The following is an 11,875-nucleotide window of genomic DNA, read 5'->3' as shown; positions in this document are numbered from 1 at the left end:
AACTTTAGGCGGGAGCCACTTGCAATGAGTTGATTCCAGTAGCGAAGGCCTGAATTAGGGTACCGTTTTCTACCAGTTTAAAAATCATGTCCTTAAGGTTGTCATAGTCTGCAACAGTTACCTTGGGCTCCCCATCTCGTCCCCAATCTTCAAACAACCCATCATGATCCAACTCAATCATCTTGTTCAGAACTTTCTCCAGAAACAGTTGAGCAGAAAAAGTCTCACCAACCCTCATTTGCCCGGTGCATTCTTTTAACCACTGCTCAATGATCCGCTTGCGCCCATCGGGCGTCGCCAAGTCCAGTAATGCTTCAATGTCAGGAGTCGATAGTTCCAGAGACCCAAGAGCTGGATTGACTTCATGTATCTCCTGAGGTTGATATTCTTCGGCCATACCATCTTGTTGCTCATCGGGCAGAGCAATTCGAGACAAATCCAGCGTGCCCTTGAACGCCTTCTGGCTCAGTGCTCCATAGAGATTTTCCAAATCGGCCAAGCTTTGCTGGTAGCGAGATTTGACCTCATCAACTCTGGTGTGAATCGCTGCAAACTGATTTTGCAAATCGATCGGAGGACGTTTGAGTTTGGTCTCTTTAATAATACCCAGATTCAGGCCGTTCATAATCGCTCCGCGATTCTTGCTTCTAAACTGGTTAAGAATGTATGGGCTTGAATGAATTGAGTAGGAAAGGAATAATGGATTGGCGATTTCCTTGTTTAACGTTATCGCCGCTAAGTGCTTAGTGTTAATGGCCACAGGAATGTCATCAGGGATAACTGCGGAGCGGCCGATTGTTCCCATGATGGTGACGATCACATCGCCAGGAAAGATTCTATAATTCTGAAGTTCCTTATATTTTTCCTTTGAAATAAATCTTCGTTCTCCCCATGCGAAATGATTTTGTACCGCATTATCAATGCCTAGTACCGCCACATCACCTTCAGTGGAGAACTCGCTGTGCAGCAGGTTCGACCCAAAAGGGCCTGTGCGCATCGCACCTTTATGTTTTGCTGCAAGGTTTTTTATCTCAACTAGGGGCCAAGCCTCATAGCCCGGCGAATGCGGGGAGAACATCTCCAGAAAAACGCTTTTGAGCAGATTGTCGAGTTGTTGCAGGTGTTGTTTGCGTCGAGCGATCAGCCCTTCCACCTTGCCGAGCAGATAGGCAATGCGCTTTTGGTCGTCGAGCGGAGGGAGGGGGATTTGAACTTTTTTGAGATCAGTTAAGTTTGTACGTAGTCGAGTCGTACCTTTACTGAATTGTTTAACACGTTTTTGACCTTCAGAAGAATTCAAAAAAAAGGAAAGATAGCTATGGCTAATCTTGCTCTGGTCACTTCTAAATCTAACAACATCTGCAACAATAACTCCATCTTCACAGTGAACTGGCACTATGCATGCTGTCCCAACAGCCCCAAGCTTTGCTATAACGACATCGCCTGCCTTATAGCTATGTCGTGACAGAGTCTTCGCTTTTGACCTGGAAATATACTTAATATCCTTAGGAAAATACTCATTTGGTTTAATGTTTTGCAGTCGAATAATGGGCACGCCGGAATCAACATACTCAGATGCTTTCAAATTTGATCCGAATGGCCCATCGATCAGAGCACCTTTATCATGTGCCAATTTACCAAAAGGGACTTCGGGATAACTCATCTAACCATCTTCCTCAGCTCCAATAGTTCCCGCACGATCCCGCCTTGCATCCTAGCCAGCTCGGCATCTCCCATTTCCCCCACTTCCTCCTCCAACAAGCGCGATAGAATAACCCCAGGAGCTTCGTATTCCACCTCTTCAAACTCCTCCTCCTTGTAGCGAGAAAAGGACAAATCATAGTCTTCTGCCTTAATATCGGCATGAGGCACCACAAAAAATTGTTGCTTGCGATCGATGTCGACCTCTGGGGCTCGTTCATGGTATTTGTCCACGATATCCAACAAATCTCCATAGCCTTCCAGCTTGCTGCGCTTATCATCCAGGGAGTAGCCGTCGGCTTGCATCTCGTAGAACCAGACATGCTCCGTGGCCGCTTTCGTTACCTTCTCCTTCGGCCCCCAGACCTTGGTGAAGAGCAGGATGGCTGTGGAGACCCCGGCGTAGGGCTTGAACACTCCGCTGGGCATAGTGATAACGGCTTTAAGATCGCAACGGTTCACCAATGTCTCACGCAGGGCCTTGAAGGCCTTGCCCGAGCCGAACAACACTCCTTGGGGGACAATGACGCAGGCAGTGCCGCCTTTTTTCAGCAGGCGGTAGATATTCTCGACAAAGAGCAGCTCGGTCTTGGTGGTGGCCACCGTGAGGTTCTCGTTGATGTCGCCCTTGTCGATGCTACCGGTAAAGGGTGGGTTGGCCATGACAATGTCGTATGCGGCTTCCTCGCTGTAACTCTTGGAGAGGGTGTCCTTGTAGTCGATGTTCGGCTCGTCGATGCCGTGCATCATCAGGTTCATCAACCCCAAGCGCACCATGGTGCTGTCGATGTCGTAGCCGAAGAGCGAGGCTTGCAGGATGGCCTGGGCCTTTTCGGTGTACCCCGCGGCCACCGAGGTTCGGACAAAGCCGTCCTCGTCGGGCCGTAGGTCCTTGGCCCCGGCCTTTTTCGCCAACTCCGTGACGATATACTGGTAGGCCCCGAGCAGGAAGCCGCCGGAACCACAGGCCGGGTCGGCGATGCGATGGCCCAGTTGCGGACGCACCAAATCGGCCATCAGCTTGATGATGTGGCGTGGTGTACGGAACTGGCCGTTCTTGCCTGCCGTGGCGATCTCGGAAAGAAGCATTTCGTAGACATCGCCCTGGATGTCCTGAAATGCCTGCCCCTTCTCTTGCGAGTCATGCTCCATAATCTCGAAGATCTCGTCGATGGTCTTCACCGCCTCCACCAGCAGGGCTGGCTTGGGGATGATGAAGACAGCATTTTTCATGTGGCGGGTGAAGTTGGACGTTGCCCCGTTCATATCCTGGAGGAAGGGAAAGACCCTAGTCTGGACGTGCTGGAGCATCTCCTCGGCCTGCATATGCTTGAACTCGCGCCAGCGCAGTGTGTATCTGTCGACAGCGTGATATTCTTCGTCTTCTTTGCCTCGGAATCCAGGAGGAATCCACAGCCCATCAAATTTTGACGTATAGGGCTCACCGGTCCACTCGGCATCGGCCTGTTTCTTCTGGTCCAACTCGTCGAGCCGCTTCATGAACAGCAGATAGGTAATCTGTTCTATAGCAGTGAGCGGGTTGGAAATGCCACCAGCCCAGAACTTGTTCCAGAGCTGGCCGATCTTGCTTTTGAGTTCGGGATTATTTTGAAGCACTTAATGATTCCTTGTGTGTTGTCGCTCTTCCTAGGCCGCCAAGCGTTCGGTGAGTTGCAGTATCTCGCTAATTTCCGCAGGGCTGAAGACACCACGAATACCTTGCGGATGGATCACCGTAAAGGGAGCATTGATGAGGTCTCTTTTTTCGACCTTCTCTCGTTCGATGATAAACCCCTTGAGCAGGTTCAGGAATTCCAATTGACGGCTAGAAAGGTTGCTGTGCTGACCGATGAACTGATCAAAAGCCTCGCTAACCGTCTCAGGGAAGCTTCTGAGAACCTCTATTCCAAGAATATGGCGGATGAACTGGATGAAGTGTGCTTTGCGATTCTTGTAGACCTGGCGCAAGAGGTCTTCGGTAATGTGCGGATGTTCGGCATGGAGCATGTCTGCCAAATCGGCAGCCTCTATCGGTGAAACATCTTCTCCATTTTTGATTTTTTGCAATATGGGATTGTGTGCAGTCAGTTCGGCAATCATCGCCTCGACCATTTCCCGGTAGCGGCTGATGCTGACCGATTCGTGCTGTGGGCCGAACTCGACCCGTTCTTTGTTGTGTAGCACGTCGGTCAGGTCGAGGTGTACCGGGCCCGGGCCAGTCTGCAACTCCCGGAACTTCATCAACGGGCCGAGGCGGGTGTTCAACTCGTCAAGAGCATCTTCCAGTGCGTTGACATCACTTACGGACCAATAATGGTTTGTCTGGGCAGCGCGAATCAACTGTTCTTCTGCTTTGACGAAGTTGACGGAAAGCGGCAGTTCGCTGATCTGCTCGACAAGCCCCTCCTTGAGAGTTTCAGCCTTTTCCTTTTCGTCGCTGAGCCTGGCGAGTGAATACTCCAGAACATCCCGCTCAAAGCGCATGGCCTTGAAGTCGGCCTCGGAAACGGTGCGGAAGAGCGGCTTGATCTCGGAGCGCAGGAATTCCAATCTCTGGTGGCTTAGGGTTACCCAGAAGTTTCCTTCATCTACCCTGTCCAGAGAGACCGCCGCCTCCTTGATGACGACTGAATTTTGCGGCAACTGGCTGATCTGAAATCGCAGCTTGGCTATTTCGCGTTTGGCGATCTGCTCCTGCGCCAGGTCGAGGGCTTTTTCAATCTTATCAATACGCAACCCGACAAGCCGCACTGGCAGGGGCAGTTGGGGCTTGAGCTCCTTGCCCTTTGGCTGCAATTTGAAATATTCGAAGTTGTCCCAGCAATCGAGAATCAGGAACACATCCTTTTCCAGACACCAAGGCTTGGGCTTGCTGGTTTCTAGGAGACGGGTTCCACGCCCGATCATCTGCCAGAACTTGGTGTAGGAGTACACCGGCTTGGCAAAGACAAGATTGACTATTTCGCGAACGTCGATACCGGTGTCCAACATGTCGACGCTGATTGCGACCCGAGGCATATCGCTGTTGGTGAACTGATCAAGCAGTCCGCCCTTGCCGTAGACACGGGGGTCATCGGAAACCAGAACCTTGGCCAACTCGCCTTTATACTGGGGGTAAAGCTTGTCGAAAATCTCTTCCATCCGTCGGGCATGGGCCTTGGAAGAGCAAAAGAAAATGGTCTTGCCGGGCAGCACACCGTTGTGGTCTTTGATGCACTCCTCCATGAATTCCCTGACGATAAGGGTGTTGGTCCCTTTGTTGATCACCTGCTTTTCCAGTTGTGATCCCTCGAAGTTGATTTCTTCGACTTCCTTGCCCTCCAGCAGCAGCTTTTTCTGATCCTCCAGCGAGATTGTGCGCTTGCTTATGCCTTCCATCTGGAAACGGGTCTGGATTTTCATTACCTGAAAGCTGCTCAGATAGGGCGGCACGCTGTTAACTGCCTCTTCAAAAGTGTAGGCAAAAGTGGGAAGACCATCTTCGCAATGGAAGAGCTGAAAGGTGTTGTGGTCAATGATGTCTGTGGGCGTGGCCGTCAGGCCCAGGGTGATCGTCTTGAAGAAGTCCAACACCTCTTTATAGGTGTTGTAAATGGAGCGGTGGCTTTCATCGACCACTATGAAATCAAAGAAGTGCGGTGATAGGTTCTGCGACTCGTCCCGAATAATGTTGAGCATTGTTGGGTAGGTCGAAATATAGATACGACGGTCTTTGGCGAGTAGCTTTTCGCCAACGTTGGGCCAGCGTGGCTCGTGAGGCAGGTGTTCCTTAAAGGCGGCCAATGCCTGCTCACGCAAAGCAATACGGTCAACTAGGAACAGCACCTTTTCAGCGTGTCCGGCACGCATGAGGGCATCAATCGTCGCGATGCAGGTTCGAGTCTTGCCGGTACCGGTAGCCATCACCAGCAGGAAGTCACGTTTTTTCTGTTCGATGCCTTCGAGAACGGCACGTATGGCCCGGATTTGATAATCTCGACCAGCAATGCCGGTATTGATGAGCTCTTGGGTCAGAGGCTTACGATTGCGCCGGATGTACTGAAACCGCTCCAAGTCATCTCGCGTTGGGAAGCCTACAACCTTGCGGGGCGGATAGTTGTCCAGGTCCCAAAAGTAGATCTCGTGGCCATTGGCATAGAAACAAAATGGCAGCTCACCACCCAGTTGCTTCTGGATGTTATAGCAATATTGCTTGGCTTGCTCTCGCCCTAGAGCTGCATCTTTGCTTGACTTTTTTGCCTCGACAACGGCTAAAGGCTTTCTGTCTTTTCCGAGCAGGACATAGTCGCTGAATTGATGGCCTTCGTATTGAGTGCGCGGCTTTTCCACCCCATCAGGCAAATCTACCAGAATGTCGAATTCCTCAACGACTTGAGTTGGGTCATTGACATTCCAACCAGCAAATTCAAGCTGTTTATCTATTAGTTCTGCACGTGTTTGGGCTTCAGATCTACTCATACGTCAACATTCCTGTTCGGCCTGACAAGCGTAACTGCATTTTCAGTGGAGCAAGGTATGATTTGCCATAGAGAAAAGGGACTCTATGCAACATAGAATTTGCTATACCCAGCCAAGGCTAAAAGTCAATGTATTAGGGGGAATGAAATAAACGCGGCAGTCGAAAGAGGTATCCCATTTCGAGTAATTTGCCACAACAGCTCCTAGCTTGGTTCAGGCATTGAGGCTTCCAATTGAGAATAAGAAATCCCAAATGTAGACATCGAGAAGGTTTCCATGAAGCTGATTGTAACCTGGGCAAGCTCAAGCCACAAAGAGATTGAAGCATCTTGCTCCTCTTTAGGGCTACTAAACACAACCAAAGCGTAGATCGAAAGGACAACAACTCCTTTGAAATATATTACATCAAATTCTTGCACCTCGAAATATTCAGGCTTTTCAGATTCGTCTAGTTCCATTATTTCTTTTCGAACTTCATCAAATGACCTCACTGGGTAAATTATCAAAATAAGGCCAATAACCGCTGACATAAGCTGTTTCTTGGCTTCAACATCAAGCGCATTTATACATTGGACAACCGAGCTATTCATAAACCGCGGATCATGAGCATATTTATTCCGAATAAAGGATAAAGATCGAATAAAATCGTATCCTAGCTGCGGTATCACCTTAGCCTTCAGCAAGGCATCCAGCCTAACTTTCATGCCTGAATTTGGGAAATTCTTAATCGTTTTGTCTACTCCATTTACCTGAGCCAAACTCCCAATAAAATGCTCAATCAAGCTATGAGCTTTAAGAGTAAAACGGTATTCATCCTCTTCAAACAATTCTAATAATTCAGAAATCGACAAATTCACACGTTCCAATTGACGTGAGATCATCATTTTATAGTTCTCAAACAACCCTTCAATGGATGTTTGCATTTGCTTCTCGCAATACGCTTCGGTCAAGACCATTGTCAGCTCCTGTTGTTTTTAACCCCATATCACAATTACGTATCAGCTGTCCCAATCGCGAATGCGCTTCTTGCACCTTAGACTCACCTGCTAGTTACCACCCAACCTCACTATTTCATCTCGTCACCTTGGCATTTTATAAACGAAGGAGTATATCGACAACGAATATTAGCCAAAGGATACCATGAAACGCCAGCAAAGCTACGACAGGTCCCTTGAAGCCATTCTAAGTAAGCTACGAGACAACCCTCTTGAAGCTCGACCACAGGAACATTTAGAAATCCATTTTGACGTTCCCAATAATATGATCTCAGCGAAAACACTTTCTGAGGTTGCCAATGGGATTCAAGACATTTCTGACGTAATATTTGACGGAGTTCTCCCAGAAGGGGGGCGCGCCGAAATATATCTGTGTCCACCAAAGGATGGTTGTTTTGAAGCGGACTTTGTTGTAGTCGCAGCGGTTACGTTTGCCACGTTTAGAGGCATAGCCGCACCAACCTTTATCAACTCCATCTGCAAAGAATTGATCGGGAGAGATATTGCTGAACTCTTTGACTTTCTAGGACAACAGACAGGAATAGGGATGAAAGAGATTCCTGCCATAAACTACATCTCAACTCTTATTAGTCTCTACCTGGATCAAAAAGCACCGAAGATCCCACTCAGCCCCAACGTTGAGCACAAACGCCAAAGAAGAAGACTTCAAAAGGGTAAAAACAGAATATTTATAGCCATCGAAGAAGACGAAACCATTGCAAAAATATCCTTAGATGGGAATCGAATCATCGATCGCCCTACTTTCCCAGAATATATTTACGACCATTCTGATGAAGATGAAATCGAAGCTGAGGTTGGATTCTACCAAGGTGAGATCAAGGTAATATCCCCTGTCAGTATAAAAGTGACCAGCAGACGTGGATGGACAGGTCATCTTTTAGGAGACAAAAAGAATCACGCAGAAAGAACCTTTGAAATTGATGACCAAAAGTTCAGACAATACGCCATAGTCAACAATCTCAAGCCTGCGGTAGATGATCTCATCGAAGTGCAGATGATTAAAGACGATTCCGCGCAGCCTCAGTGGAGGGTAAAAAGGGTCTTGAAGTTTAAGGGAATCACCATCTCTCCACCTCTGTCTGGAACTGAACTCGCAAAACTCAGCGTTAAACCTCTATTCGAAAAAGTAGAGACACAGGGAAATTTTCTCTCAGTCTTAGACCATAAATAATACGGCATAGGCTCCATCCTCACGGCTTACACCATCTGTCGACAAGGTTCATTCCATGTTTTTAAGATTTTGTATGAAATCTTAAAACCAGTCAAAACCCAATAGAGCCTCAAACTTAATTTCGCCAACTCAAACGAAAAAAAACTTCAAATCATTGACTTTTTTGAATTTCTGATATAATATATTCATGAAAAACTACCGCATAACACGCGACATGTTTTTCTCCGAATCACAAGCGAAACGACTCCAGAAGTGGGTCCACTTTGTTAGACCACAGAGCAGAGTTTTTAAGGTGGACAGTTTAACGAGCTACGCTGCTTGGCGGGGCCAAGCCAGAGGGGATACCCCCTCTGGCTTGGGTCGCGTCTGATATATCTCCATCGGCTTCCTGCCGTCAAAGGTCTTGTGGGGGCGACGATTGTTGTAGAAATCAAACCACCAGGCCAAAGCTCTTCGCAGATCACTCCCTGTCTCCAACTCCCTCAGGTAGACGCATTCGTATTTTAACGACTTCCAAAGCCGTTCGATCATTACGTTGTCCATCCAACGCCCACGGCCATCCATTGAGATGCGAACGCCGGCATTACGTAGAGCCATTGTGAACTCATAGCTGGTAAACTGGCTACCCTGATCCGTATTAAAGATCTCGGGCACGCCATAACGATTCATGGCATCCTCCAAGGCTGAGACGCAGAAATCGGCGTCCATTGTATTCGATAAGCGCCAAGACAGAACAGCACGGCTATGCCAGTCCATGATTGCCACGAGGTACAGAAAGCCTCGTCTCATCGGAATGTACGTAATGTCCGCACACCAAAGCTGATTGGGCTTCGTGATTGTTCGATGCCGCAACAGGTACGGATACGTCTTGTGCTGTGGATGGGGATGACTCGTCTTCGACTTTTGGCAAATCGCCATCAACCCCATCTTGCGCATGAGTCGGCGCACTCGGCCACGCCCAACCTGATGCCCCTCATCCTGCAGGATGTTGCGCATCTGTCGAGAGCCGAAAAATGGCAGCTCCATGAACAACTCGTCGATGCGTTTCATCAACTCCAAGTTGTACGGAGATTCGCCAATCGGCTGGTAGTAGTATGTTGAGCGTTGCAGCTTGAGAATTCTGCACTGTCGCCGGACACTGAGCGCTGGATGCTCTTTGTCGACGATTTCACGCCTTCGCTTGCAGCTCAGATTTTGGCGAAGGCTTGTTGCAAAAAATCCTTTTCCACGGTGAGCTGCCCTATCTTGGCGTGAAGCTCTTTTATGAGCGCTTCATCGCTTTGCTGGATCTTCTGAGTCTTGCCAGCAAAACCCGCAGCAACCTGCTCCTTGGCCGGCTTCTTCCATTGGGAGATCTGGTTGGCGTGAACGCCATACTTGCTGGCCAGCTCGGAAAGCGTGAGTTCACCGGTCAGTGCATCGAGGGCGACACGAGTCTTGAATTCAGCAGTAAATCTTTTCCTTTTCTTGGACATCAAAAGCCTCCTTCGGGCTTCTTACGTCCACCTTAAACTGTGGTCCAGTTTCTTAAACCCACTTCTGCGACAACTTTTCAACAGCGCAACTTGCTGGAACAACCAACTTTTCCACACCTCTGCTTACTCAATCGTCGAATTATAGTATCCATTCCCCGTTGACATAATTCAAATCGGATACTACCAGCCCTCTTCGTTGCTGGGGTGGGAACCAGCTATCTGTGCCTGTCTGCTGGGGAGCGACATTCGGCCACAGATCTCCGAATACAAAATTTTGTGAAGAAGGGTCACAATGCGACAGCTTTTGAAAAAGGCTGCGGCAGTGTTCGTGCCGCTGGCCTTTTCGTGCATACTTTGCACTCCCGGGCAGGCGTCCGCCGTTACCGCCCAGGAGGCCATCCGCCAACAGCAGATTCTGCAGCAGCGCGAGGAACAGCGCAGGCAGGAGCTTTTGCGTCAGCACCGCGAGAGCCTGGAAAAACCGCCGTCCGAAGAGCAGATCAAGCCCCTGGAAAAAGCCAAGGGCGCGCCGGATGAACGTTGCTTCGAGGTCCGCGAAATTGTGCTTCAGGGCGCAACATTGTTGTCTGATTCGGAAAAGGCGAAACTCAAGGTTCCCTACCTGGGCAAATGCCTGACGCTCACCGACATCAACAACCTGATTCGGGATATCACCAACAAATATATCGAAAAGGGTTACGTCACCACGCGTGCGGCCGTCCCCCAGCAGGATCTGGCCGGCGGCGTACTCAAAGTGCTGGTCATCGAAGGCAAGGTGGAGAGTATAGAGTTTAAGGGAAAAACCTCCCACGCCGAGCGTAAGCTGATGGTGGCCTTTCCGGGCATCCAAGATGAATTCCTGAACATCCGCGACATCGAGCAGGGGCTGGACCAGCTCAACCGGCTGCCCTCCAACAACGCCAAGGTGGACCTGGTGCCCGGCTCCGAGACCGGAACCACCAAGGTTGTCATCGACAACCAGACCGAAAAGACATGGCGCGCCACCATCGGCATGGACAACTCCGGGCAGGAATCCACAGGGGAGCTCCAGTACATCCTTGGATTTGAGAAGGACAACCTGCTGGACATCAACGATCTGCTGACCGTCAACTACAATGCGGACTACGAGTCCATGATCGCGGGCGAGCACCAGGACAGCCAGAGCCTGTCAGCCTTCTACTCCTTCGGCGTGGGCTACTGGACTTTCACCGGGAGCTGGAGCAACTTCGATTATCGCACCCGTCTTCAGGGAACCTCGGCCAGCTTCTCCAGCGAAGGCACCACCACGACCTCGAACCTGAATGTGGACTACGTTTTTCATCGCGACACGGACAGCAAAAGTTCCCTGGGCATGGGGTTCACCCTGCGCGACACCTCCAACTATCTGGCGGGAGTCAAGCTTGATGCAAGCAGCCATGTCCTGTCCGTAGCCAACATCTCCGCCACTCATACAGAGCGCTTGCTGGGCGGTGTGCTGACCATGAACGGTCAGTACAGTCGGGGTCTGCCCATCCTGGGCGCCGAGCGGGACAGGAACGAACTCAACCTCTCCGATCCCAAGTCCGAGTTCGACAAGCTGACCATGACCGTGGATTTCTACCGTCCCTTTCAGGTGGAGAACCACAATTTCAGCTGGAGCACCAAGCTCTGGGGCCAGTGGTCACCGGATACCCTGTACAGCGCTGAACAAGCCAGCATCGGCAGCCGCTACACGGTGCGCGGCTTTCACGAAGACAGCCTGAGCGGCGACATAGGCGGCTACATGCGCAACGAGCTGGCCCTGACTCTGCCTCTCGGCGAACAGGAAAGCATCACCAAGACGCTGTTCTCCAACCTACAGCTGTTCGCGGGCTATGACGCCGGATTCATCTGGGAAGACGAGAAGGATGAATACGAAAAAGGCTCGGTCCAGGGAGCAGCCCTCGGCTTTCGAACTTTCGGCGGTCATGTTCTGGCCGACTTCACGGTTTCCAAGGCGCTGGACGCGCCTGCCCACATCAAAAACGAAGATTTGGATTTTTACGCCTCCCTCAAGGTCGCGTTCTAAACGAGAT

At 50.1% G+C, this 11,875-nt stretch carries 7 protein-coding genes; 2 read left to right on the top strand and 5 right to left on the bottom strand.

The annotated features are described in order from the left end of the window. Positions 1-4 precede the first annotated feature (4 nt). From FGL65_RS06185 to FGL65_RS06170, 4 genes are all read right to left on the bottom strand, one after another. On the bottom strand, positions 5-1,663 hold the full coding sequence (locus FGL65_RS06185) for a restriction endonuclease subunit S (RefSeq protein WP_147820179.1): 1,659 nt from the start codon (positions 1,661-1,663) through the stop codon (positions 5-7). Next, complete coding sequence (locus FGL65_RS06180) at positions 1,660-3,318, bottom strand: type I restriction-modification system subunit M (RefSeq protein ID WP_147820178.1); 1,659 nt, start codon at positions 3,316-3,318, stop codon at positions 1,660-1,662. Before FGL65_RS06180 ends, FGL65_RS06185 begins: the two co-directional genes overlap by 4 nt. Positions 3,319-3,348: 30 nt before the next feature. Beyond that, on the bottom strand, positions 3,349-6,159 hold the full coding sequence (locus FGL65_RS06175) for a type I restriction endonuclease subunit R (RefSeq protein WP_147820177.1): 2,811 nt from the start codon (positions 6,157-6,159) through the stop codon (positions 3,349-3,351). Positions 6,160-6,362: 203 nt separating this feature from the next. Next, positions 6,363-7,115, bottom strand: a complete 753-nt coding sequence (locus FGL65_RS06170) for a hypothetical protein (RefSeq protein ID WP_147820176.1) — start codon at positions 7,113-7,115, stop codon at positions 6,363-6,365. Between the two features lie 184 nt (positions 7,116-7,299). Between FGL65_RS06170 and FGL65_RS06165 the strand changes: the two genes are divergently transcribed. Next, positions 7,300-8,346, top strand: a complete 1,047-nt coding sequence (locus FGL65_RS06165; RefSeq protein ID WP_147820175.1) for a hypothetical protein — start codon at positions 7,300-7,302, stop codon at positions 8,344-8,346. Between the two features lie 309 nt (positions 8,347-8,655). Here the strand turns inward: FGL65_RS06165 and FGL65_RS06160 are convergent. Continuing rightward, positions 8,656-9,821 (bottom strand): IS3 family transposase gene (locus FGL65_RS06160; protein WP_147820174.1). Its coding sequence is split into 2 segments (ribosomal slippage): positions 8,656-9,543 and positions 9,546-9,821, totalling 1,164 coding nucleotides; the frame shifts between segments, so codons are not numbered across the junction. A 292-nt stretch (positions 9,822-10,113) separates the two neighbouring features. Here FGL65_RS06160 and FGL65_RS06155 point away from each other — a divergent pair. Then, positions 10,114-11,868 carry a ShlB/FhaC/HecB family hemolysin secretion/activation protein gene (locus FGL65_RS06155; protein WP_147820173.1) on the top strand — a complete coding sequence of 585 codons (1,755 nt, stop codon included), beginning with the start codon at positions 10,114-10,116 and terminating at the stop codon, positions 11,866-11,868. The last annotated feature ends 7 nt before the right edge of the window (positions 11,869-11,875 follow it).

Source organism: Salidesulfovibrio onnuriiensis (assembly GCF_008001235.1).
Taxonomy (GTDB): Bacteria; Desulfobacterota; Desulfovibrionia; order Desulfovibrionales; family Desulfovibrionaceae; genus Pseudodesulfovibrio; species Pseudodesulfovibrio onnuriiensis.
Note: the sequence above shows the minus strand (reverse complement) of the source record. Positions and strands in the feature narration are given on the sequence as shown.